The sequence below is a fragment of the Protofrankia sp. CiP1_Cm_nod4 genome (assembly GCF_982290645.1).
Map to the genome: position 1 here is coordinate 5,318 of NZ_CEVIVC010000033.1, position 24,664 is coordinate 29,981.

At 71.2% G+C, this 24,664-nt stretch carries 17 protein-coding genes, 1 tRNA gene and 1 pseudogene; 5 read left to right on the plus strand and 14 right to left on the minus strand.

What is annotated here, in order from left to right:
• Positions 1–165 precede the first annotated feature (165 nt).
• The 4 genes from AC5LSR_RS08840 to AC5LSR_RS08855 all read right to left on the minus strand — a co-directional run bounded on the left by AC5LSR_RS08840 (position 166) and on the right by AC5LSR_RS08855 (position 8,145).
• Positions 166–1,242, minus strand: a complete 1,077-nt coding sequence (locus AC5LSR_RS08840) for a Gfo/Idh/MocA family protein (RefSeq protein WP_250286525.1) — start codon at positions 1,240–1,242, stop codon at positions 166–168.
• Between the two features lie 217 nt (positions 1,243–1,459).
• Positions 1,460–6,097 carry a DUF4082 domain-containing protein gene (locus AC5LSR_RS08845; RefSeq protein WP_493468344.1) on the minus strand — a complete coding sequence of 1,546 codons (4,638 nt, stop codon included), beginning with the start codon at positions 6,095–6,097 and terminating at the stop codon, positions 1,460–1,462.
• Positions 6,098–6,790: 693 nt separating this feature from the next.
• Positions 6,791–7,384 carry an aminoacyl-tRNA hydrolase gene (gene pth / locus AC5LSR_RS08850; RefSeq protein WP_250286529.1) on the minus strand — a complete coding sequence of 198 codons (594 nt, stop codon included), beginning with the start codon at positions 7,382–7,384 and terminating at the stop codon, positions 6,791–6,793.
• 128 nt (positions 7,385–7,512) lie between these two features.
• Positions 7,513–8,145 carry a 50S ribosomal protein L25/general stress protein Ctc gene (locus AC5LSR_RS08855; protein ID WP_250289970.1) on the minus strand — a complete coding sequence of 211 codons (633 nt, stop codon included), beginning with the start codon at positions 8,143–8,145 and terminating at the stop codon, positions 7,513–7,515.
• Between the two features lie 240 nt (positions 8,146–8,385).
• On the opposite strand from AC5LSR_RS08855, the gene AC5LSR_RS08860 reads away from it, so the two are divergent.
• A complete protein-coding gene (locus tag AC5LSR_RS08860; RefSeq protein WP_250286018.1) occupies positions 8,386–9,054 on the plus strand; it encodes a NeuD/PglB/VioB family sugar acetyltransferase in 669 nt (222 codons plus the stop codon).
• Between the two features lie 129 nt (positions 9,055–9,183).
• Positions 9,184–10,776, plus strand: a complete 1,593-nt coding sequence (locus tag AC5LSR_RS08865) for a Rieske 2Fe-2S domain-containing protein (RefSeq protein ID WP_250286019.1) — start codon at positions 9,184–9,186, stop codon at positions 10,774–10,776.
• Between the two features lie 30 nt (positions 10,777–10,806).
• On the opposite strand, the gene AC5LSR_RS08870 is transcribed toward AC5LSR_RS08865, so the two are convergent.
• From AC5LSR_RS08870 to AC5LSR_RS08890, 5 genes are all read right to left on the minus strand, one after another.
• A complete protein-coding gene (locus AC5LSR_RS08870; RefSeq protein ID WP_250286020.1) occupies positions 10,807–11,139 on the minus strand; it encodes a YnfA family protein in 333 nt (110 codons plus the stop codon).
• Between the two features lie 3 nt (positions 11,140–11,142).
• Positions 11,143–12,234 carry an alpha/beta hydrolase gene (locus tag AC5LSR_RS08875; protein WP_250286021.1) on the minus strand — a complete coding sequence of 364 codons (1,092 nt, stop codon included), beginning with the start codon at positions 12,232–12,234 and terminating at the stop codon, positions 11,143–11,145.
• Positions 12,235–12,528: 294 nt separating this feature from the next.
• The gene (locus AC5LSR_RS08880; RefSeq protein ID WP_250286022.1) at positions 12,529–13,503 is read right to left on the minus strand and encodes a ribose-phosphate diphosphokinase; all 975 of its coding nucleotides are present in this window, start codon (positions 13,501–13,503) and stop codon (positions 12,529–12,531) included.
• Positions 13,504–13,563: 60 nt separating this feature from the next.
• A complete protein-coding gene (gene glmU / locus AC5LSR_RS08885; RefSeq protein WP_445548239.1) occupies positions 13,564–15,111 on the minus strand; it encodes a bifunctional UDP-N-acetylglucosamine diphosphorylase/glucosamine-1-phosphate N-acetyltransferase GlmU in 1,548 nt (515 codons plus the stop codon).
• Between the two features lie 151 nt (positions 15,112–15,262).
• Positions 15,263–15,334: transfer RNA gene (locus AC5LSR_RS08890), tRNA-Gln, on the minus strand.
• 320 nt (positions 15,335–15,654) lie between these two features.
• Between AC5LSR_RS08890 and AC5LSR_RS08895 the strand changes: the two genes are divergently transcribed.
• The gene (locus tag AC5LSR_RS08895; RefSeq protein WP_250286023.1) at positions 15,655–16,635 is read left to right on the plus strand and encodes an acyl-CoA desaturase; all 981 of its coding nucleotides are present in this window, start codon (positions 15,655–15,657) and stop codon (positions 16,633–16,635) included.
• A gap of 423 nt (positions 16,636–17,058) precedes the next feature.
• Here AC5LSR_RS08895 and AC5LSR_RS08900 read toward each other — a convergent pair whose 3' ends face one another.
• From AC5LSR_RS08900 to AC5LSR_RS08920, 5 genes and pseudogenes are all read right to left on the minus strand, one after another.
• The gene (locus AC5LSR_RS08900; RefSeq protein ID WP_493464584.1) at positions 17,059–18,456 is read right to left on the minus strand and encodes an ABC-F family ATP-binding cassette domain-containing protein; all 1,398 of its coding nucleotides are present in this window, start codon (positions 18,454–18,456) and stop codon (positions 17,059–17,061) included.
• 2 nt (positions 18,457–18,458) lie between these two features.
• Positions 18,459–18,930, minus strand: a pseudogene (locus AC5LSR_RS08905) (ATP-binding cassette domain-containing protein); the annotation flags it as partial.
• A 207-nt stretch (positions 18,931–19,137) separates the two neighbouring features.
• A complete protein-coding gene (locus AC5LSR_RS08910; RefSeq protein ID WP_493464569.1) occupies positions 19,138–20,187 on the minus strand; it encodes a 4-(cytidine 5'-diphospho)-2-C-methyl-D-erythritol kinase in 1,050 nt (349 codons plus the stop codon).
• A 488-nt stretch (positions 20,188–20,675) separates the two neighbouring features.
• Positions 20,676–21,539, minus strand: a complete 864-nt coding sequence (gene rsmA, locus AC5LSR_RS08915; RefSeq protein ID WP_445548237.1) for a 16S rRNA (adenine(1518)-N(6)/adenine(1519)-N(6))-dimethyltransferase RsmA — start codon at positions 21,537–21,539, stop codon at positions 20,676–20,678.
• A gap of 56 nt (positions 21,540–21,595) precedes the next feature.
• Positions 21,596–22,426, minus strand: a complete 831-nt coding sequence (locus AC5LSR_RS08920; RefSeq protein ID WP_250284467.1) for a TatD family hydrolase — start codon at positions 22,424–22,426, stop codon at positions 21,596–21,598.
• Positions 22,427–22,722: 296 nt separating this feature from the next.
• Between AC5LSR_RS08920 and AC5LSR_RS08925 the strand changes: the two genes are divergently transcribed.
• Together AC5LSR_RS08925 and AC5LSR_RS08930 are read left to right on the plus strand one after the other, a co-directional pair.
• Positions 22,723–23,826, plus strand: a complete 1,104-nt coding sequence (locus AC5LSR_RS08925) for an ABC transporter substrate-binding protein (RefSeq protein ID WP_250284468.1) — start codon at positions 22,723–22,725, stop codon at positions 23,824–23,826.
• A gap of 326 nt (positions 23,827–24,152) precedes the next feature.
• The coding region (locus AC5LSR_RS08930; RefSeq protein WP_493468345.1) for a YdcF family protein at positions 24,153–24,664 on the plus strand (512 nt) is incomplete at its 3' end.

Sequence of the window (24,664 nt, forward strand, 5' to 3'; positions counted from 1 at the left end):
TGAGCACAGGCGTCACGGCGGACGCCGTGGCCGGGACGGGCGCCTGACCGCCGCCCGAGCGCCGCCCGACCGCCGCCGTGGCCCGCGGCCACGGGCCGCCGCCGCGACGCGTCTGGGCTGCCGCCGCGACGCGGCCATGGTCGGGCTGGCGGCCCCGCGGCCGCGTCAGCGATCGACCCGCAGCGGGACGGTGGCACCGTGGTAGTCGAGGCTCCGGGACGCGGCTTCCAGGATGTCCAGTACGCGCAGCCCGGCCCGGCCGTCGGTGCGGGCCGGGCGGCCTTCGCTGATCGCGTCCGCCCATTCGGCCATCACCGAGGCCAGCGCCTCGCGTTCGACGAGGGCCGGGGCGACCATGTCACCGCTGCGGTAGGAGATCATCATCTCGCGCCGGGCCTGGTCGCCCAGGCCGTCGGCGGAGGTGAGGTCCACACCCCGGTCGTGGATGGCCAGCCGCTGGGTGGGGTTGAGATCATCCCATACCAGGGTCCGCCGGGAGCCCCCGACGATCGTTGTCCGGATCTTGGTCGGGGACAGCCAGTTGACGTGGACGTGGGCGATCGCGCCACCGGTGAGTGACAGCGTCAGGTAGGCGACGCAGGCCCGGCCCGCGCCGATCGGGTCGGCGCCCTGGGCCGACACCGCCTCCGGGACCACGCCCGGGGGCAGGATGAAGTCGAGGATCGACAGGTCGTGCGGGGCGAGGTCCCACAGCACGTCCACGTCGCGCTGGACAAGGCCCAGGTTGATGCGTACCGAGTCGACGTAGTGGATGTCGCCGAGCTCACCGGCGTGCGCCAGCTCGCGGATCTTCATCACGGCCGGCGTGTAACAGTAGGTGTGGTCACACATGAGGACCAGCCCGCGCTCCTGCGCGGCGTCCACCAGCTTGACCGCCTCCGCGGACGAGGAGGCCAGCGGTTTCTCCACCAGGACGTGCTTGCCGGCGTCGAGCGCCCGCATGGCGACGTCCGCGTGGGTCGCCGCCGGGGTCGCCACGGCCACCGCGACGACCTCGGGATCTGCCAGCAGGTCGTCGAGCACGGTGGTGGTCCGCACGGTGCTGTACGGGCCGACGACCCGGCGGGCCCGCTCGATGTCGAGATCGCAGACCCACTTCAGCCGCAGCCGCGGCGAATTCTGAATATTACGGACAAGGTTCGGGCCCCAGTAGCCGGCCCCCACAACGGCGACGCCTGTCGCGTCAGGACTCGTTGTTTCCGGGCCCGTTGCTTCCGGCATGATTCGCTACCCCCCAGTATGCGACCACCATTCGCGATCATCAGTCGCGATGGATCGCGCCAATTATGCCAACAGGGTCCGACACGACGGACAGCCCCCGTGCCGGCCCGGCCCGGCGGCCCTGGACACGGGCATCACGCAGGTCGGCGCCGGAGCTTGAGCCCCGGCGCCGACCGATGGACGATCCCAGGTATTCAGTGACCCACAGTGTCGATCATCAGGTTGTCTGAACGACCACGTCCACCCAGTAGTTGGTGCTGTTGTAACTGTTCGTCGGGAATCCGCCCGCGCCGTGCAGGTAGACACCGTTACCGCCGGCGAGGCCGGTCAGCGGAGCGGCCCGGTACTGGCTGCTGAAGAAACCGCCGTTGTTCGCGTACCCGCCGACGGTCGTGTGGTAGCTGGCCACGTACTCCGTCCCGGCGGTGATCGCCACCGGCGTGGCGAAGGCCAGTGTCTGCCAGCCGGTCGCGGTCTCGTTGGTGAAGGTGCCGGTCGCCAGCAGCTGCCCGGACGCCGACCACAACGACCCGGTGTGGGTGCCCGTGTTGGCCGCGCCCTTGTAGAACCGCACGCCGGTCACACTGCCGTTGACGTCCGAGGTGAAACGGACCCCGAGCTCGATGGCGCCGGTGTCCGGGCTCGACGGGTTCGCGGGCACCTGGGTGCCGAACAGCGTGCACGGGCAGGTCGACACCGGCTCCTGGGTGACGATGACCGGGCTGACCCAGTAGTTGCTGTCGTTGTAGGTGGTCGTCGGGAAGCCCGCCGAGCCACCGCGGAAGACCCCGTTCGTCCCGCCCGCACCGGAGGCGGGGGCGTGCAACGGCGTCGCGTTCCAGTCATTTGCTGCGAAGTAGCCAGTAGCTGACGCATAGCCGCCGTTCGGGGCGTAGTAGCTCGCGACATATGTGGTGTTCGCGCTGATCTGTACCGGTGTGCCGAAGGTCAGCGTCTGCCAGCCGGTGGCGGTCTCGTTGGTGAAGGTGCCGTTCGTCAGCAGCTGCCCGGACGCCGACCACAACGACCCGGTATGGCTACCCGTGTTGTTCGTGCCTTTGTAGAAGGTGATTCCCGTGACCCAGGAGGTGACGTCGCTGCTGAACCTGACACCGAGTTCGTAGGGATTGGCGTCGCTGCTGGTCGGGTTCGCCGGCACGGTTGACGCGGGCCACAGCGTGCAGGGGCAGGTGGCCGGCGTCCCGGTCGTGAACGTCCACGTGTACGGCGACGCGAGTGCCACCCCGTTCACACCGCTTGCGTTCGCCGAAGCGGTGTAAGTGGTGCTGAACTGCAGCGGAGCGGACGGCGTGAAGGTGACCCGGCGCGCCGCGTCGTCGTACGCGGCCGAGCCGCTGACGTTCGTCGCGCCGGCCTTCAGCGTGAACGTGATGCTGGCCGGGTCGAGCGACCGGTCAAAAGTGATCACCGGTCGCACCCCGAGCGCGACACCCGTGCCGGCGTTGGCCGGGCTGACCGACACCACCCGAGGCGGTGTCGGTGCCGGCTGGGTGGTGGAGAACACCACGTCCACCCAGTAGTTGCTCGAGTTGTAGCTCTGCGCCGGGAACACCCCGCCGTTCCCCGGTGCGAACACGCCGTTCGGCCCGTCCACGCCGTTACCGAGCGCGGTCAGCGGCCCGTAGGACGTCCCGCCGGAGGCGAAGTAGCCGGATGTGGCCGAGTAGTAGCCGACCGACGTGTGGTAGCTGGCCACGTAGGTGGTGCCCGCGGTGGCCTGCACCGGCGGGTCGATCGTGACCTGCTGCCAGCCCGTCGTGCTCTCGTCGGCGAAGGTGGCCGTGGCCAGCTGGGTACCGGTGGCGGACCACAGCGTGCCGGTGTGGACGCCGGTGTTCTTCGGCCCCTTGAAGAAGCGGATCCCGGTGATCCAGCCGTTCTGGCTCGCCCGGACCTTCACCCCGAGCTCGAGCGCGGACGGGTCGTTCACGGTGACCGTGCCGGGCTGTTGCAGGTCGCTCCAGACGGTGCACGGGCAGGTGCCCGGTGGCGGCTGGGTGGCGCCGGTGGCGAACGTCCACGCGTACGCGGGGCTGATGGCGTGCCCCTGGTAGTCGGCGGCGGTGATCGTCGCCGTGAACGCCGTACCGGCCGCCAGGGCCGCGTTCGGGGTGAACGTCGCGCTGAGCGCCGCCGAGTTCACCGACACCGTCCCCGCCACCGACGTACCGCCGCTCGTCTTGAGCGTGAAGGCCACCGACGACGGGTTGAACGGCTTGCCGAAGAGGACCTTCAGCGAAGTGTTCAGCGGGAGGGAGGAACTGCCCGCCAGCGGTGACACCGACACCACCTGGGGTGGCGCCGTGTCGGTGGCGGTGTCGCCGGCGAACACCACGTCCACCCAGTAGTTCGTGCCGTTGAACGTGTTCGTCGGGAAACCGGAGGAGCCGGCGCGGAAGACACCGTTGGCGCCGTCCATGCCGTCGGGCAGGGCGAGCAGCGGAGCGGTGTAGGCCGCCTTCCCGGTGAAGTACGTTCCGTCACCGGCGTAGTGGCCGCTGGGCGCGTAGTAGCTCGCCACATAGGTGGTGTTCGCCTGCACCGCCACCGGTTGGGCGAAGGTCAGCGTCTGCCACCCGGTCGCGGTCTCGTTGCTGAAGGTGCCGGTGGCCAGCGCCGTGCCGGTGTTCGACCACAGCGTGCCGGTGTGGGTGCCGGTGTTGCCCGCGCCCTTGTAGAACCGGACCCCGGTGATCGTCCCGTTGATCGTCGAACGGACCCGGACACCGACCTCGATCGCGCCGCCGTCCGGGTCCGCCGGGTTCGCCGGCACCGCGTTACCGAAGATCGTGCACGGGCAGGTGCGGGGGTCGACGATCAGCGAGGCCGTGACCGGACTGCTCAGCCGGGCGCTGTCGTCGCTGGCCCGGACCTTCAGCGAGAAGGTGCCCGGCGCGTTCGGTGTGTACGTGTACGACCAGTTCACGTTGGCCGCGACCGCGGGGATCTGGGCGGGATGCCAGCTCGAGCCGCCGTCCGTCGACACCTCCACCCCGGCGACCACACCGCCGACGTCCGTCGCCGTGCCCGTCACCGCGTACGACTGCCCGACCACTCCGTGTGCTGTCGAGGTCACCGTGACGCTCGGCGGCAGGGCATCCAGGCTCGCCGCGGCCGAGACCAGGCCGCTGATCAGGCTCTTCGGCTGTGCGCCCATGTCGGCGAACAGGTTCACCGTGGCCTGCTGCATCGCCGGGCTCGCGGTGCTCGGCGGGCCGTCGTGCACCGCGTCCAGACCGTAGGCCCACTGGACGGTGCCGGCGCCGAAGACCAGCGCTCCGCTCGCCGCCCGGTAGAGGGTCATGTTGTGGGTGACCTGGCCCGGGCCGACCTGGCTGCCGTAGTCCAGCAGCTTGTGCTGGACGTTCTCGGTCTGCGCGGTCAGGTCGAACACCCCCGCCGGCCGGAAACCGTTGTCCGGGTCGGTGTCGAACTCGTACCCGAGGGTGGCGTCCGCGAGCGTGACGGTCGTGCCGGGCGCCGCGCTGGCCACCGCGGTGTTCCGCCAGAAACGCAGTTTCGAGAACGCCGCCGGAATCTTCATCGCGAAGTCCGTCGGCGGGTCCACCATGTACAGCGTGCCCTGCAGCTCGTTCTCGGGGCGGCCGCCGTTGCTCGGCGGGCTGTAGCGCGGATCCCGCCAGGTGCCCGTCCACTGCGCCGGATACTGCGGATCCTGCGGGCTGGAGTTCTTCGTCTCCTTGTAGCAGACGATCGTCCGCCAGTTCGTCGACGAACCGTCGATGCTCGGCTCCCAGCGCGTCTTCCAGTAGATGCTGTTCGCGCTGAAGAACGCCAGATCGACCCCGGCGTCGCGGGCGGCCTGCACGTTGGCCCGCTGCTCACCCGACCAGTACTCGTCGTGCCCCGACGAGATGAACACCTTGTGGTTCTTGATCAGATCGCCGCGCCGGGCCGAGTCCACGTCCGTCGTGTACGTCAGGTCGTACCCGTTCGCCTCCAGGAAGCGGATCATCGGATACTCCGCGGCGAAGATCCAGTTGTGGCCGTCCACCTCGCTCACCCGCGACTGGTACGGCCGGTTGTAGCTGACCTTGTACGCGCGTCCCGCCGGGCTGCCCTTGTACAGGCTGTTCCCGCCGTAGGCGTTGTACGCCGTCCAGGTCGAGTCCGACGTCTGCAGCGTCAGGTCGGAGTGGCTGGAGTCGTCACGCACCACGAACGGTATGTGGCTGGCACCCTGGCCGTCGGTGCGGACCAGCTTCACGATGTACAGGCCGGACACCGCGCTCGAGGGCACCGCCCACGACGCCGACGCCGCCCAGTTCCCACAGTCGATCAGACCGGTGGCCACGTCGTTGAGGCAGGCCGGCTGGGCCTGCGGGTACGGCGCGGACGGGTTCACCGTCGCGACCTTCCGGGCGCCGTCACCGCCGTAGTAGCCGAGCCGGTAGATGTCGAGCCGGTACGCGGACGCGGTACTTTTGATCTTGAAGGAGACCGTCTGCCCGACGTTCACGCTGATGTCCGTCGCGAAGCCCTGCAGGCTCGGGTCGCCCGCGTCGGGACTGTCCAGGTCCCACTCCGACTGCGGGCTGCCCTGCTGCTGGTTCTCACAGACGATCTTGCCTACCAGCAGCGGGAGGCACGTCGAGAGCGACAGCGCCTGGGTCGACGAGGTCGACTGGTCGGTCGCGGTGGCGGCGGCCGGCCCGATGGTGTCGGTCACGGGGGCGGACGTCCCCGAGGAGGACGCCGCCAGGCTGTCTGCGTCCGTCGCCGTTCCCGTCCCCGCCGTGCTCGCGGCCGGGGCCACCGGCAGGGCGCCCGGCGCCAGCCGGGGCAGCCCCAGCACCGCCACAGCCACTGCCACACCGGTGAGCAGCGCGCAGATACGGGCGGCCCGAGGCCACGGACGGCGCTGACGCCGGCGGGCGCCGAGGCCTCTCACGCCGGCCTCCGTCCAGCGGAAACCACTATCCCGCCCACCGGAGAATCAACAGACAAACATTTTGACGTGTATCCACAAGCCTCGCTGGCATGTGGAAACCGCCGCCCACCGGTAACCCACCGGTACAGGTTCACAATCATCCCCCCACAAATCCGAACCGTCGTCCGGCCGACAACCGCAGGTGACGGGCCGACCGCGCCTTCTCCCAAAGGCGACGGAGTACGGAAATCAAACTCGGGGGACACGGCGACGCCCCCGCCTCCCGTGCCACCCGCGTGCCACATCCAGCCGTACCGATGGAGGTGGCGCCCAGTCAGATTAGACGACCGGATCAAACCCGGTGACAACCGGTTGCGGCAAACCGCGGAAAACTATTACGGCGAGTGGCACCCCACGCACAAAAGGCCACATCGAGGCCACTTCTCAAAGATTGACAGGGCGTCCGGTCATTGGCGGGGACGGCCGGCCATTGCGGGGCCTCGTTCCGATGACTCCGAGTCCCGACGGCTCCGGCGGCTCCGACGGCGGCCTCCCGAACGGCGGCCTCCCGAACGGCGTCGCTACCGGCACCGGCGTCGCTACCGGCACCGGCGCGTCGCGGCGGGCAGGCACGGATCAGGAGTGCGGCTTGGCGGGCGAGGTGTGGAAGGCGTTCTGGGTGGCCTCCAGGCCACTGCCGAGCAGCGACTCCACGGCATCGGCCGCCCGGTCCACCAGAAACGGGAGCTCCTTGCGTTCCGGAGCCGAAAAGTCACGCAGGACGAAGTCGGCCGGATTCATCCGGCCGGGCGGGCGCCCGATCCCGACCCGGACCCGGAGATAGTCACGCGAACCCAGCGCGGCGGTGACCGAACGCAGACCGTTGTGCCCGTTGTCGCCGCCGCCGAGCTTGAGCCGGATCGTCTCGAACGGGATGTCCAACTCGTCGTGAACGACCACGACGTGCCCGATGTCGACTTTGAAGAAGGCGCGCAGGGCCGCTACGGGCGGGCCCGAGGTGTTCATGAAGGAGCGGGGCCTGGCGAGCAGCATGCGGGCCCCGGCGAGGTGGGCCTCGGCGACGTCCGCGCCTCCCCGGTGCGCGCGGAAACGGTCCCCGACCCGCTCGGCCAGCAGGTCGAGAACCATGAATCCGATGTTGTGCCGGTTGCCGGCATACGTCGGGCCGGGATTGCCCAGCCCGACGACCAGCCACGGGCCGGCGGCCATGCTCCCGGCCTGGGCCTGGGCCTGGGCCTGCGTCCGGGGCCCGGTCGCTGACGGAGTCATCGCGGCGTCATCCGGGCGGCGGCGTCATCCAGGCGGAAGAAGGTCATCCAGGCGGGAGAAAACGTCGGTCAGGCCGAAGCGCCGGCCTGCGCCTGCTCGCCCTCGGCCCCACCGGCCGCTTCGGCACCGGCGAGGTCGGCGTCCACCTGGGCGGCGGTCGGCTTCGCCAGCCCCTGGACCACCACCTGCCCGGCGTCGGTCTCCAGCACCGTGCCCGCCGGGATGACGAGCTGGCCGGCGCTGATGTTCGCACCCGGCTTGAGACCGGTGACGTCGAGCTCGATCGACCCGGGGATGTCGGTCGCGGCCGCCTGCAACGAGACGGCTGTCAGCTGCTGGTCGACGAGGGTGTCGCTCTCGGCGATCCCGACGAGGGTCACCGGCACCTCGACCGTGACCCGCTCGCCCTGACGGATGATGACCAGGTCGACGTGCTCGAAACTGCCCTTGATCGGATGACGCTGGACGTCCTTGGGAAGGGCGAGCTGCGTCCCGTCGGAGAGCTCCAGCCGGAGCAGCACGTTCGTACCGGCATCGGTCTTGAACGCGTGCAGAAGATCGTGAGCGCGCAGCGAGATGTGGCGGGGCGGCTGGCCGTGGCCGTACAGGACGGCCGGGACCTTGCCGGCCTTGCGGGTACGACGAGCCCCGCCCTTGCCGAACTCGGTGCGGGGCTCCGCGGCGATGCGGACCTCGGACATGGCGGTACTCATCCTCCTATTACGGATCTTCAATGGACATCGGCGCCGCCTTAGCACAAGAAACCAGCAGCGCCGCGACGCGGTCTTTCAGAGTACCGGACGCATCATGAGCCGACGGATCCGCCCTGTCGCCGACGGAAGACCGTGTGGCGTGCCGGGTGGGACCGAGTGGAGGGCCTGATGGACGGCCCGATGGAGGGCTGTTGTCGCACAGTGCGCGCATGCGGCTATAACGGTCCGATGAGGGCTCAGACGCCGCAACCCCTGTTGCTGGTCGGTGCCGGCGGGTTCGCCCGCGAGACGGCCCAGGCCGTGCTCGCCACCGAACGATACCAGCTGATCGGTTTCACGGACGACGATCCGGCCCGCCACGGCGGCACGGTGGACGGCCTGCCCGTCGTCGGCGGCACGGAGGTGGTCGCCGGTACGCCGGACGCGGCGGTGATCCTCTGCCCCGGCTCCGGCGCGGTCCGGGCCCGGCTCGCCGCCCGCCTGGCCGCTGACGGCGTCGGCCCGGAGCGCTTCGGCACGGTCGTCCACCCCAGCGTGCACCTGCCGCCCTCATGCACGCTCGGTCATGGCAGCGTGCTCCTCCAGGGGGCGGCCCTGACCACATCCGTCACCGTCGGTAATCATGTTTCGGTGATGCCGAACACGGTGCTCACCCACGACGACGTCGTCGCCGATTTCGCGACGATCTGCGGATCGGTCACGCTGGCCGGCGGGGTGCGGGTCGGGGCCGGCGCCTACCTCGGCCAGGGCGCGCTCGTCCGGGAGAACCTCACGATCGGCGCGTGGTCGACGCTCGGCATGGGCGCGGTCGTACTCACCGACGTCCCCGAGGCCGAGGTGTGGGTGGGCAGCCCGGCCCGCTTCCTGCGCCGGGCCGCACAGCCGCCCTCGCGGTAAGTCGCCCTCGCGGCAGGCCGGCCGGGCGGCGTGGCCGCCCTCGCTATAGTCGGCAGCGCACGAGTCGACGTCGCGCGTCGACCGAGGGGGTCTCGCGCCGGGCCGGCGCGTGCGGGGGACGGAAACGACATGCCATTGACTGCCGCACGGAAAAGTTCCATCGACTACATCGGCCACGCCGGTTTCGTCGTACGACACGATGAATTCCGGCTGCTCATCGACCCGTGGTTCCACCCGGCTTTTCTTGAGTCCTGGTTCCCGTTCCCGGACAACGGGCACCTGCTCGAGCGGGTCGCCGCCGGCTCCTATGACGCGTTGTACGTCTCGCACACCCACACCGACCACTTCGACCGGGCGCTGCTGCGCATGCTCCCCCGGTCGCTGCCGGTGCTCTGCGCGGCCTTCCGCTCCCGGGACCTGCTGCGGGAGATGCGCGGCCTCGGCTTCAGCGACATCACCGTGCTCGGCCACGGCGAGTCGGTACCGCTGCGCCCCGGCCTCCAGGCGACCATGCTGCTGGACACCAGCCACAAGGAGGACAGCGCGCTCCTGGTCGAGCTGGACGGTTTCCGCTTCCTCGACCTCAACGACTGCCACCCCAAGCTCACCGAGCTGCCACGCGACGTCGACCTGCTCGCCGCGCAGTTCTCCGGGGCCATGTGGTACCCGAACTGCTACTCCTATCCTTTGCCGGTGATGCGGGAGAAGGTCGCCCAGGTGCGTTCCGGCCTCCTCGACACCCTGATGCGGACGGTCGCCGCGACCGACGCCCGCGCCTACGTCCCCTGCGCGGGGCCGCCGGTCTTCCTCGACCCGGCTCTGCGCGTCCACAACGACCGCGAACAGACGATCTTTCCGCACTGGGCGGACGTCGCGCCCTCGTTCGTCGAGGCGGCCCCGCAGGTGAAGATCGTCGACGTCCAGCCTGGTGACCGGATCGACATCGTCGGCGGCAAACCGGTCACGGCCGCGGCACCGGCACCGGCACCCACCGACGTCGCCGGCTACGCTCGGCGCCGGCAGGCGCAGTGGGGCGCGCACGAACAACGCCCCGACACCCCGGTGAGCACGGCCGAGCTGGACGCCTACTTCTCCCGGCTGATCCGGCGCAACCGCCCGTTGCTGGCGGACTACCAGCGCGATCTCACCATTCTTTCCGGTACGCGGCGGTGGACGGTGATGATCCGGCCGGTTCCCCCGCAACCGGCGGTCGTGGCGGCCTCGCCCCCGGCGCTCCCACCCGACGCTGTCCCACCCGGCGGCGCCACGGCCGGCGGCACCACAGCCAGCGACGGCACAGCCGGCGGCAGCGCGGTGGCCGCTGGCCCGCCGGGCAGTTACGAGCTGCATGTCCCGCCGCGCGTCCTGCGCGCGATCGTCGACGGGGAGGCCACCTGGGAGGAGGCGCTGCTGTCGATGCGGATAGGGCTCCGGCGCGATCCGGACCTGTTCGACGTCACCCTGATGGGCCTGCTGCGCTACGGCGACACCCCGGTGGTGACCTGGCAGCTGCGGCAGGACAGCTCCGTGTCGGACGAAACGATCACCCGTGACGGACTGCGGATTCAGCGTTACTGCCCACACGCCGGCGAGGATCTCACCGACGCCGACATCGTCGACGGCGTGCTGGAATGCCCGCGCCACCACTGGGCCTGGGACCTGACCACCGGACGCTGCGTACGAGGCGGCACCTGGCCGCTGTCGGTCTCCCCCACCGAGTAGAGCGCCATCCACCCGCCGGGAGGACCGGGATCACCGGTGGGGAGCGAACATGATGAGGCCGGCTCCGGTCAGGCAGACGAACGCGCCGGCGATGTCGTAACGGTCAGGCCGGTAACCGTCGGCGACAACGCCCCAGGCGAGGGAGCCGGCGACGAACACGCCGCCGTAGGCGGCCAGCAGCCGCCCGAAGGCCGCCTCCTCCTGAAGCGTGGCGACGAGCCCGTAGACGCACAGGGAGACCAGCCCGCCGCCGACGAACAGCACACCCCGGTGCTCACGGATCCCCTGCCACACCAGCCAGGCCCCGCCGATCTCGGCGAGCGCGGCCAGGACGAAAAGCACCGCCGTACGCGGGACGGACACGGCTTAGACGGTGGGCGCCGACGAGGTACCGCCGGCGAACCAGGCGAGCGCGTCCCGCAGCGCGGGACGCCATACCGTGAACGTGTGCACCCCCGGTCGCAGGTGTAGCTGCACCGGGTACCCGTCAGCGCTGAGAAGATCACGCATATGCCGGATGGGAGTGGTGACGGCGTGGTCACGGCGCCCCGCGTCGAGCCAGACCCGCGGCCGGGGGCCCGGTCCCAGCCCGTCGACATAGAGATCAGGGCTGTTCGCGGCCGCGGCGGCCTGGGCCGCCGGACCGGTACCGAACAGCGGGCGGAGCCCGTCCTCGTGGGTCGGACGGGTCAGCCCGGACATGTCTATGATCGTTCCGAACATGGATCTGTGCCGCAGGCCGAGGTTGAGCGCGCAGTAACCACCCGCCGACATCCCGGCGATCCCCCGGCCGGCCGGTCCGGACTCGGCCCGTAAGGCCGACTCGACCGTCGGTATGACGTCGCTGAACAGATGGGTCTCGACATGTTCGGTCACCCCGTCGACGCACTCCGGGTCGTCGAGCCAGCCACGGCTCATCCGCGGCATCACGATGATCACCGGATGGCCGGCGGCGGCGACCTGGGCACCGGCGTCGGCGGCCTGCCCGCCCCGCAGCCAGTCAGCGGGGATGCCAGGTGATCCGTGGATCAGGTAGAGCACCGGAAAGCGCCACCGCGGCTGGTCGAAGTACTGGGGCGGAAGGTAGACGAGCGCGGTCGTCCGCCCGAACCCGCTACCACGGTCCGGAACCGGCAGGGTCAGGACGGCTCCGTGGGGATGCGGACGCGGGGCGTCCGACGGCGTCGGGGAGCGCAGGTCCGCGACCTTCAGACGCGGATCGGAGCCGCCCGCGGTCGCCGCTCCCACCACGTCCCCGAGCCGGGGCAGGTAACTGAAGTAGGCGTTGACCACGTCGGCCACCGCCGCGACCGTCAGAAGTATCGCCACGGGGACGGCCAGTAACCTGGTCGGTTTCGGCCATCCGCGACGGATTCGGATCACCATGATCCATAAAACCGCCACCGCCGCGAACAGGCCACCGATGAATCCGCCCGACAGCACCGACAGTCCGCTCATCGCCGGACTGTTCGCCCCAGGATGTCCATACGGTCAACGATCGCACAGCCGTCGGGCGACACGGGCCCGGCCATGGGGAGGCGCCAGCGCCCCCGGCCCGGGCGGCGCACCCGGGCCGGCGACAGCCGACACGGACTGACAGTTCAGCCGGTGCTTCTCAGCCGATGATCCCACTGGAGAGATCACCGGCTGGCCACACTATGGTTACCCGTCGTATACCTGAACGTACCGGACGCACCGGACGCACCGGACGCACGACGGGACACGCGTCCAGCCGTGCGTCATGACCGGTGGTCACGCGTCGCCGCCGAAGAGCTCGGTCACCGAGCCGTCCTCGAAGACCGCCCTGATGGCGGCGGCCAACAACGGCGCGATCGACAGTTCAGTGATCTTGTCGATGCGGGCCTCGCTGGGCAGCGGGAGGGTGTTGGTGAGCACGACCTCGCTGATCTCGGAGTTCTTCAGGCGGTCCACCGCCGGGCCGGAGAGCACACCGTGCGTCGCCGCGGCGATCACATCGGTCGCGCCGTGCTCGCGCAGCGACTCCGCCGCCTTGGTGATGGTGCCCGCGGTGTCGATCATGTCGTCGACGACGACGCAGGTACGGCCGGAGACCTCGCCCACCACGTCGAACATCTTCACCTGGTTCGGGACGTCCCGGTCGCGGCGCTTGTGGATGATCGCCAGCGGGCAGCCGAGCCGGTCGGTCCAGCGTTCGGCCACCCGGACCCGGCCGGCGTCCGGGGCCACCACCGTGACCGCGGACGTGTCGAGCTTGGCCTCGATGTAGTCGGCGAGCAGCGGCAGCGCGAACAGGTGGTCCACCGGGCCGTCGAAGAAGCCCTGGATCTGGGCGGTGTGCAGGTCCACCGACATCAGCCGGTGCGCGCCGGCGGTCTTGAACAGGTCGGCGATCAGCCGGGCCGAGATCGGCTCCCGGCCGCGGTGCTTCTTGTCCTGCCGGGCGTAGGGGTAGAAGGGCGCGACCACGGTGACCCGCTTCGCGTTGGCCCGCTTCAGCGCGTCGACCATGATGAGCTGCTCCATGAGCCAGGTGTTCACCGGCGAGGAGTGGCACTGCAGCACGAACGCGTCACATCCGCGTACGGATTTCTCGAACCGGACGAAGATCTCTCCGTTGGAGAATTCATACGCATTGGTGGGAACCGGTTCGACATCAAGTTCCCGGGCAACCTCGGCCACCAGGTCAGGGTGTGCACGGCCACCGAAAAGCATCAGGTTGCGCCGATTATCCGTCTGATAGGCCATCAAAGGTTCTCCACCTTCGTCCCGCTCCGTCATGGTCGGTCCTCATACCGTGGCGAGCCGCTACGCGCGGTGCCCGTTGTCGGAAATACCGGCAACCGTGACAGGGGCCGGCCCGGCGCGATCAGCCCCGGCGTGAGCCACCCCGTTCGGGCCACCGTCGTCACCTGCCTGTTCGGCATACCCGCGCGCGGCAGCGGCGGCTCGTGCCGCCGCGGTGCCCGGACGCCGTAGTTCGACCCATCCCTCGATCGTCCGCTGCCGGCCCTCCCTGACCGCGAGTGCGCCCGGCAGCACATCCTCGGTCACGACCGAACCGGCGCCGGTGTACGCACCGTCGCCAACATGCACGGGCGCCACCAGTACGGTGTCACTTCCGATCTTGACATCCGCGCCGATCACCGTACGGTGCTTGGCGACGCCGTCGTAGTTCGCCACGATCGTGCCACATCCGATGTTGCTACGCGCGCCGATCACCGCGTCCCCCACATAGGCCAGGTGCGGCACCTTCGCCCCGTCGGCGATCTCCGCGGCCTTCGTCTCCACGAACGCGCCGAGCTTGACCCCGCGGCCGACACGGGTGCCCTCGCGCAGATGCGTGTAGGGGCCGACGGCCGCGTCCGGGCCGATCACCGCTCGGGAGGCGGTCGTCCGGCTCACCGTGGCCGCGGCACCCACCAGCGTGTCGGTGAGCGTGCAGTCGGGGCCGATCACCGCGCCGGCCGCCACCCGGGTGCTGCCGTGCAGGAAGGTGTGCGGGAGCAGCGTCACGTCCGCCTCGAGGGCCACGTCGGCGTCGATCCAGGTGGTGGCGGGATCCAGCACGGTGACGCCGGCCCGCATGGCCGCGGTCACCAGCCTGTCCCGCATGGCCGCGGCGGCGGCGGCCAGCTGGACCCGGTCGTTGACCCCGGCGGCCTCCCCGGGGTCGTCCAGCGGATACGCCCGGACGGTCCGCCCGCCGTCGAAGAACGCGCCGACCACGTCGGTCAGGTACTCCTCGCCCTGGGCGTTGTCGGCCGTCAGGGAGGACAGCGCCGCCAGCAGCGGGCCGGCCGTGAACACGTACACGCCGGTGTTGATCTCCCGGACGGCGGCGGTGGCGGCGTCGGCGTCGGCCTGCTCGACGATCGCGCGGATCCGGCCGGACGGATCCCGCAGCACCCGCCCGTAGCCGAAGGGATCGGGCACCTCGGCGGTCAGCACCGTCGCCGCCGCCGGCTCGTGCGCGTGCGCCGCGACCAGCGCCGACATCGTCGCGCCGGTCAGCAGCGGGGTGTCCCCCGGGACGACGACCACGAGGTCGTCCGGGCGGATGTCACCCGCCGCGGGCAGCGCGGCCCGCACGGCGTGGCCGGTGCCGCCCTGGCGGGCCTGCACGACCGGGGTGACCTCGGGCACGCGACCGGCCAGCGCCGCGGCCACCTGCTCGCGCCCGTGCCCGACGACCACCAGCTGCCGCTCGGCCCCGAGCGGGGCGACCGCGGCGAGAACATGATCCACAAGGGTGCGCCCGGCGACACGGTGAAGCACCTTCGGGGTCGCGGAGCGCATCCGCCTGCCCTCACCCGCGGCGAGGACGACAACGGCCGCCAGACGTGGTTGGGTCACACGAGCTCCCCTGATCGTGGACATCAACTCGATGCGTGTCGAGCTTACCGGATTGCGACCGGCGGATATCCGCGGCCAGGGGATATCGTGGACAATTCCGGTGGACCAAATGATTTGTACGGACCGGCGCACCCGCCGATCCGGCCCGGGGCTCCGCCGCCACGACTCGAACGTGGACTAGAAGAACCAAAATCTCCTGTGCTGCCAATTACACCACGGCGGACCGAGAAAATCTTTCGTAGCATACCACTGCCAGCAGGCCAAAGAGGACATGGCCATGATTTTTTCGGGTCCGGGACACCCCCGGCCCGCCGCGTCGCCACCGCGCGCGACCGCCGCCAGCCGCCCCCACCAGCTCCTGGTGACAACCACCGTACCCTGGCCGCAACCGTCCAGGCCCGTGAAATTGTTTTTCCACGATGTTTCCCGCCCCGGACACCACGTGTTACCGCCGCAAGCTACGGTGTCACAAGCTACGGTGTCACAACGGAAACCATTGCGACGACGAAACCGGTGGACGGCACTGATGGACGGGGTTATGTCATGACCGCTACCGACACGGTGAACCCGGCGGGTGCCACGGCCCCCGCGGCCCAGGTGGGCGCGCCCACCCGGCACACCGTGGCGCCGAGGTCCGCGCTGAAGGCACGAGGGGAACAGATCACCCTCACCATGGTCATCATGATCCCGCTGGCGGCCCTCGCCGCCGCGGTACCGCTGCTGTGGGACCGGTGGATCAGCCCCCGCGACGTGATCATCGCCGTCGCCATGTACGCGATCACCGGCCACGGGGTGACGGTCGGTTTCCACCGCTACTTCACCCACCGCGGGTTCAGGACCTCCAGGCCGGTACGCGTCGCGCTCGCCATCGCCGGCAGCATGGCGATCGAGGGCCCGGTCATCCGCTGGGTGGCCGACCACCGGCGTCACCACGCCTTCAGCGACCGGGACGGCGACCCGCACTCGCCATGGCGCTACGGCCCCGGCTTCCGCGCCCTGACCAAGGGCCTGTGGCACGCCCACATCGGCTGGCTGTTCGACGTCGAACAGACCGACCAGCGCCGGTACGCCCCGGACCTGCTCGACGACGCCGACATCGTCCGCGTCAGCCGCCTGTTCGGGCTCTGGGCGACGCTCAGCCTCGCGGCCCCGGCACTGGTCGGTGGCCTGTGGGGCGGCTCGTTCGAGGCGGCGGTGCAGGCGTTCTTCTGGGCGAGCCTGGTCCGGGTGTGCGTCCTGCACCACGTCACCTGGTCGACGAACAGCATCTGCCACGTCGCCGGCAAGCACCCGTACAGGTCGCGGGACCGCTCCGGCAACGTCTGGCCGCTGGCCATCCTGTCGATGGGCGAGTCCTGGCACAACCTGCACCACGCCGAGCCCACGCTGGCCCGCCACGGCGTCAGGCCCTGGCAGGTGGACTCCAGCTTCTACCTGATCAAGGCGATGGAGACACTGCACCTCGTCCACGAGGTCCGCTGGCCCGACCCACAACGCCTCCAGGCAAAGGCTCTCCCCAAATAGTGCCTTAGGCACTATTTGGGGGCCCCGGCCTCTGTGGTGGGCGCCGCCCGTGGCTTGGCGATCACCTACCGGCGATCACCAAGGGAACGCACACCCAGGCAAAACCACCGCGGAGTGCTCCGGGGACCCCAGCATCCTGGTGGGTGCCGCCGCCCACATCGACCAACATCCATCAGACACGCCCCAGAGCGCTTCGCGTGGATCCTGCTTGATGCGGATGGGCTAGAACGCCGGTCAAGTAGCGCGGATCCCATCCACGACCACCCGCGCAGGCCATGATCCAGGAGAGTTTGTCGCTGTGTACGCTTTTTGGCCGCAAAAGCGTACACAACGACAAAATTACGCCGATCTTCTCTGGTGGCCGACGTCCATCGAAGCGTGCCATCGTTCAGGATGGATACGTATGGTTACCTGACTGACGCTCTAGGCGTCCTCGAGGCCGGAGGCGAGGGAGAGCCAGGCGTCCTCGGTGCGGGACTTCTCGGCGACGACCTCGCGCAGTTCGGCGTCGAGGGCGAGCAGGCGCTGATGGTCGGTGGCCGCCTCGGCGAGCGCGGTGTGCAGCGCGCTCTCGCGGCGGGCCAGCCGCTCCAGGGCCCGTTCCAGCCGGGTCAGCTCCTTGCGCGCGAGCCGCGCCTGCCCGGCCGACAGCGGACCGCCGGTGCTCCCGGCGGCGGTGCCCGAGTCCGCGCCGTCGGCGGCACCAGGTCCGGCGACGGCGCCCGCCGCGGTGGCGGCGGCACCGCCGGGGCGTCCGGTGGCGGTGCGTCCGGCCGGGGCGCCGGCTGCCTCGGCCCGGGTGGCGGCCTGCCGCCGGGAGAGGTACTCGTCCACCCCGCCGGGCAGCATGACCAGCGACCCGTCGCCGAACATGGCGAAGATCGTGTCGCAGGTTCGTTCCAGGAAGTAACGGTCGTGGCTGACAGCGACGATCGTGCCCGGCCAGGAGTCCAGGACGTCCTCCAGCGCGGTCAGCGTGTCGGTATCCAGGTCGTTGGTGGGCTCGTCCAGCAGCAGCACGTTCGGCCGTTGCATGAGCAGCCGCAGCAGCTGCAGCCGGCGGCGCTCCCCACCGGAAAGATCGCCCACGCGGGTCCACTGCCGGGCCGAGGGCAGGCCGAACTGCTCCAGGAGCTGGCCGGCGGTCAGCTCCCGGCCGCGGCCCACCTCCAGCACCCGGCCGGCCTGTTCCACCGCCTCCAGCGCGCGCAGGCCCGGGTCCAGCTCGTGGATCTCCTGGGCGAGCAGGGCGGGACGCACGCTCCTACCGGCCTTCACCTGGCCCGCGTCCGGGCCCACCTGCCCGGTCAGCAGGCGCATCAGCGTCGTCTTGCCGCTGCCGTTGGCCCCGACGAGACCCACCCGGTCCCCCGGGCCCAGCCGCCAGGTCACGTCCGCCAGCAGCACACGGTCGCCGATACGCAGCGTGACATCCTCGACGTCGTAGACGTCCTTGCCGAGACGGGAGGCGGCGAAGCTGCGCAGGCCGAGAGTGTCCCGGGCGGGCGGCTCGTCGGCGATCAGCACGTTGGCCGCCTCGATCCGGAAACGCGGCTTGCTGGTGCGGGCCGGTGGGCCCCGGCGCAGCCAGGCCAGCTCCTTGCGCAGCAGGTTCTGCCGCCGCGCCTCGGCGGCGTCGGCCTGCCGCGTGCGCTCCGCCCGGGCGAGCACATACGCGGAGTAACCGCCGTCGTAGGCGTCCACCCGGCCGTCGACGACCTCCCAGACCCGCTCGCAGACCTCGTCGAGGAACCACCGGTCGTGGGTGGCCACGAGCAGCCCGCCGCGCCACGACCGCAGGTGGGCGGCGAGCCAGGCCACACCCTCGACGTCGAGATGGTTGGTGGGCTCGTCCAGGACCAGCAGATCGATGTCGTCGACGAGCAGCGCGGCCAGCGCGACGCGCCGGCGCTCACCACCGGAGGAGCGCCCGACCACGGCGTCGAGCCGGTCGAGCAGCCCCAGGCCGGCAAGCACCGACCGGCGCCGCGGATCCGCCGCCCAGACGTGGTCGGGAACGTCACCGACCACGGCCTGGCGCACGGTCGCGTCGGGCGCGAGCCGGTCGTCCTGGGCCAGCAGGCCGGCCCGCACGGAACCAGCCCGCACGATCCGGCCCGCATCCGGGCGGGCCTGGCCGGCGAGCAGCCGCAGCAGGGTGCTCTTGCCCGCCCCGTTGCGGCCGACCACCCCGATGCGCTCACCGGTCCCGATGCCCAGGCTCACCCCGTCCAGCAGGGTGCGGGTGCCGAAGGCGGCCACCACCGCCTCCATCGTCACCAGGACGCCGCTCATCCGACGGTCACCCAGCGTTCCGGCGGCCCGGGGCCGTCAGCCGGCTCGTCCCAAGGCGCCACCCAGACGGCGCCAACCAGGACAGCGCCGGCAAGGACGGCGTTGCCTGGGCTGCCCCGGACAGTGCTGGCCGGGACAGTGCTGGCCGGGACGGCGCTGCCTGGGCTGGCGGCCGGTCCCGTCCGGCGGTGATGCTCCTGCGCGCGGTCATCCGCTGGAGCCGCCCGGATCGACCACACGCGCGCCCGGCACCGGGCCGTGCGCGTGCCGTACCGCCCGGCACACACCCATCCCGGCCAGGCTCGCCGCCAGAGCCACGCTCTGCTCCGCGTCCCGCGCCAGGAAAGCGCAGGTCGGCCCGGAACCGCTGACGATGGCGCCGACCGCCCCGAGCTCGACGCCGGTTTCCAGCACCCGGCGCAACGACGGGCGCAGCCGCAGCGCGGCCGGCTGCAGGTCGTTCACCAGCGCCCGGCCCAGCTCGACCGGATCGCCGGTGCGCAACGCGGCCAGCACCGCGTCCGGCGGGGTCGGCTCGGTACGCAGGCGTCCCTGTGACAACCGGTCGAACTCGGCGTAGACCGACGCGGTGGACAGGCCGCCGTCGGCCAGCGCGAACACCCAGTGGTACTCGCCGCGCCCCAGCACCGGCGTGAGCTGCTCACCGCGGCCGGTACCCAGCGCCGTCCCACCCGCGAGTGGGAACGGCACGTCGCTGCCGAGCCCGGCGGCGAGCTCGGAGAGGACCGACCTGTCCAGACCGGTGCCCCACAGGGCGTCGAAGGCGACCAGCGAACCGGCCGCGTCAGCGCTGCCACCGGCCATCCCGGCCGCGACCGGAATACCCTTCGCCATGGTCATGTGGGCGGCCGCCCCCCGCACACCGGCACGGGCGGCAAGCACATGGGCCGCGCGGACGGCCAGGTTGTCCACCCCGGTCGGGACCAGGGAGATCCGGGCCGCGGCCGCGCTCGCCGCGGCGTCGCCAGCCGGCGCGGACGGCCCGGGCCGGCCGGGCGGCCCGGGCAGCGGGACGAGCGGCGCTGTCGGCCCGGCGGCTCCCTCACCGGTGACCTCCACGGACACGGCGGGCTCCACGGCGTCCGGGTCGAGCCCGGCACCGTCGGCCGTGGACACCGTGATCTCGTCGTAGAGCGAGACGGCCTGCAGAATCGTGATGACCGTGTGGTAGCCGTCGTCGCGGCGTGCCCCGACACCGAGATGCAGGTTGACCTTGGCCGGCGCACGGACAGTCACCCGGCTGCCCGGAACGGGCGCGGACGGCCGGTCGGCGCCGGCGGCACCGGAAGGGTGCCGGTGAGACCGAGACAGCGGACTCTCCTTCGCTCCTGGGGCGTGCTCTGGCACCGGGCACCAACGAACCTATCCGGCCGGTAGGAAACGAGCGCCCTCGCCACCGCCGGGTAAGACGATGCACACGGGTGGCTGGTCACGCCAGTGATCGGCCGCGCTGGGCGTGGCCGGCCGCGTACGCCGGCAGCCGGCCGCCCGCAGAAGCCCGCTGATCACCGACCAGGCCGCCGAGAAGATCGCGGCCTGGAAGATCCCGGAGAGGCTCCCGGGACGTCGAAGAGGTCGTACTGCCGCGCGTCGACGAGGCCGTGGCACGCTCCCGCCCTGCCGTCGAGCTGAAACTCGTCCCGGGTACACAGCGTGACAACCGCGTGCGCTGAGCGCACGACCGCGTCCGTGCCACCGGCGCGTCGGTCAGAGCCAGCCTGCCGTCACTCGGAGCCGGCACCCGGACCGAGGCGGGTGAGGGCGAGGCGGGTGAAGGCGGCCACGTCCAGGATCTCGCCTCTGGCGGACGGGTCGATGCCCGCGGCCAGCGCGAGACGCGCGGCCTGGTCCGCCGACCCCGCCCAGCCCGACAGCGCCGCCCGCAGCGTCTTGCGGCGCTGCGCGAAGGCCGCGTCCACCGCGGCGAAAACGGCCCGGCGCAACCGTGGCGGCCCCGGCTGATCACGACGGCTGAACGCCACCAGGGACGAATCGACGTTCGGCTGCGGCCAGAACACCGCCCGCGGCACCGGGCCGGCCGGACGCGCCGACGCGTACCAGGCCATCTTCACGCTCGGCACGCCGTACACCCGTCCACCTGGTGACGCGGTCAGCCGGTCGGCGACCTCGGCCTGCACCATGACCAGCCCGCGCCTGACCGACGGAAAACGTTCAAGTACGCCGAGCAGCAGCGGGACGGCCACGTTGTAGGGCAGGTTCGCGGCCAGGACGCTCGGCGGGTCGCCAGGGATGTCCGCGGGCTCCAGGCGCAGGCCGTCCGCCGCCAGCACGGTCAGGCGGGCCGCAACCGCTGGCCCGAGCCGTGCCGTGACGGTCGCCGGCAGTGCCGCGGCCAGCGCCTCGTCCAGTTCGACCGCGACGACCCGGCGGGCGGCCGGCAGCAGTCCGAGGGTCAGCGAGCCCAGTCCGGGACCGATCTCCAGGACGGTCTCGTCCGGCCCGACATCCGCCAGGCGGACCAGCCGGCGGACGGTGTTGGGGTCGACGAGAAAGTTCTGGCCACGGCGCTTGGTCGGCCGTACGCCGACAGCGGCGCTGATCGACCGTACGTCCGCCGGCGTGAGCAGACCATCGGGAAGCCCCGAACCGGACGACGACGAGGGGGGAGTATCCGGGCCGGGGGCTACCAGGGTCCGAACATCCGTTCAGAGGTGGCGGCGATCGCCGACGCGAGGGTGTCGACGTCCTCCCCGCGGGCGGTGGCCAGCGCGCGCAGCGTCAGCGGTATCAGGTACGGGCCGTTCGGCCGGCCCCGCCACGGCACCGGGGTGAGGAACGGGGCATCCGTCTCGACCAGCAGCAGGTCACGGGGCGCGACAGCGGCAGCGTCCCGCAGGCGCTGCGCGTTGTTGAATGTCACGTTCCCGGCGAAGGACATCACGTAGCCGGCGTCGGCGCAGACCTTCGCCATGGCCTCGTCCCCGGAGAAGGCGTGGAAGACCACTCGTTCGGGCGCGCCTTCCTCGACGAGGATACGCAGTGTGTCCTCGTGGGCCTCCCTGTCATGGATCATGAGGGTGCGGCCGGCCTGCTTGGCGATCGCGATGTGGCGGCGGAAACTGTCCTGCTGAGCGGCGTGCCGCTCGGGTGGCGTGCGGTAGTAGTCCAGGCCGGTCTCCCCGACCGCCCGCACCTTCGGCGCCGCGGCCAGTTCGGCGATCTCGGTGAACGTCTCCTCGTCCACGCCGTCGGCGGCTTCGTTCGGATGGATCGCGACAGCGGCGTAGACGTCGGGATGCCCGGCCGCGACCTGCGCCTGCCAACGGCTGGTCGGCAGGTCGACCCCCACCGTCACCAGCCGCCGGACACCGGCGGCCCGTGCCGCCGCGACGGCCGCGTCCACCTCCCCACCCATGATGTCGAGGTGGCAGTGGCTGTCGATCACCTCTGCCTCCACCGACAACGGCGGCGGCGCGGGCGGAGGGTCGCCACGGCGCCCACCGTCGCGTGCCATCTACCGCTCACTCACCTTTCTTCCGTCTCATCTCTTCCGTCTCGTCCCGTCTTCCGTCTCGTCCCGCCGGTGGCCCGGGACGAGACGCCCGGGACGGAAGCGCTTCTGCGAATCGATCCTACGGAACCACGGGAACCGGGGCGGCAGACGAATGATCCAGGCCCGGACGTCCGCCTCTCCGCCTGCCGTATCCACGGCCGAGGCGCCAGAACAAGCCATCCCCATGGCCCGGGTGTCATAACAACGTCGACACTCCGTTGAACATCGCAGGCCCATCACCTGGTAGACAGGTACCGATGTCCTCGTCGCTCGCTGTCGCGCTGGTGACTCCGCTGACCGGTCCGGCGGCCGTCCACGGTCTGACCACTCTGCGCGCGGTCACGTTGTGGGCTCGTGATGAGCAGCTTCCGCCGCCGTGGGACGACATCAACGTCACCGCGTACGACGCGCATCCGCATCCCGCCGCGGCGACGCGTGCCGCGGCCGCGGCCGGGCCGGACGCGATCTTCGGCCCGTACGGTCAGCGCAGCGCGCTGGCCGCGTGTGCCGCCACCGACCGGGTCGTGTTCAACATCGGCGCGCCCTCGACCCGGTTCGTCCGCCAGGCGTTCCCGAACGTCGTCAATCTGCTCTCCCCGCATTCGACGTGGACGCGGGGGCTGCTCGCCGCGGTCCGCGCCGCCGACCGGCAGGCCCGCAGGGTCACGGTGCTGCTGGCCTCCGACGACCGGGCGCTGGAAGTCGTCTCCGTCGTGCGGGCCGCCGCCGCACGACTGGGCTTCGAGGTCGCCTCCAGCGTGTTCCGTCCCGGCCGGGCCATGATCGCCGCGCGCCGCGTACCACCCGCTGACGTCCTGATCGTCCAGGGCGATCCGGACGACGAGAACGCCGCGGCCGAGGTGCTGCTGCGCCGGCCGTGGCGGGCCGCGGCGTTCTCCACCGCCGGGCACGACGGCGCACTGGCCACACTGCGTGATCGCCGCGATGGCCTGCTGGGCCCACGCGCCTGGTCACCACGGCTACCCGCGGAGGCTGGCACCGGTCCGAGCGTGTCCGAGTTCGTCGCCTGCTACCAGCAGATGTACGACCAGCTGCCGGCCGCGACCGCGGCGGTAGCCTACGCGGCCGGGCTGGTCCTGGGCCGCTGTATCTGGGCGAACGGCCAGGCCGACGACCATCATGTGCTCGCCGCCGCCCGCACACTCGACACGTCCACCCTGCTGGGCCGTTTCCGTCTCGACGAGGCCACCGGCCTCCAGGTCGGCCATCACAGCCATCTCGTGCAGTGGCGGGACGGTGTCGCGCACGTGGTCTGGCCCGCCGACCGGGCGCAGTCCTCACTGGTCTACCCTCGCTCGCGGATCGGGGTGGCGCGGCAGCCCGCCATGACCGCTTCATGAGGCAGCCGGGCGGGCCCGTCCGTCAGCCAGGCCGGTTCGCCCGGGCCCGTCAGCCAGGCCGGTTCGGGTGGGCCCGGCTGCCAGGCCGGTTCGGGTGGATGCCGGGCCCCGTCCCGGGCCGTCGGGAACATCGCCCGCTCCGGGCCCGGGCTTCAGGCCGGCCCGGACGGGCACCGAACAAGCTCAACAAGCTCACCCGGATACCGGTCCAGTTCACCCGGGCTCCAGACCAGTTCGGACGGACACCGGACCGGCCCGCCCAGATGCCAGCCTGGTTCAGGCGGATGCCGGACCGGCCCGCTCGGACGCGAGGCTGGCTCGGACGGGTGCCGGGTGGACGGGTCGGGGTCGGGATCGGCCTGGCCGCCGTGGTGTTCCTCACCGCGACCGGGCGGTTGTTCGTCTGGCCGGTCCGGGACGCCCCGGAGCCGGTCGACGCGATCGTGATGTACGCCGGCAGCCCCGGCCGGCTGGCCAGAGCGGTCGACCTGGCCCGGGCCGGGTACGCGCCGGTACTCGCCGTGTCGACCCCGGCCGGGTCCGACGACCCGTGCCCGGCCGCCCTGCCCGGCATCCAGGTGATCTGCTTCCGCCCGGACCCGGTCACCACCCAGGGTGAGGCACGGATGACCGCGGAACTGGCCACCCGTTACGGCTGGCGATCCGTACTGATCGTGGTGGGGACCCCACAGGACACCCGGGCACGACTACGGGTGAAACGGTGTTACGAGGGCCGCGCCCTGTTCGTCACTGTCTCCCCACGACTGCGCGGCTGGCCATACGCGATCAGCTACGAATGGGCCGCCATGATCAAGGCCCTGACCATCCAACGAAACTG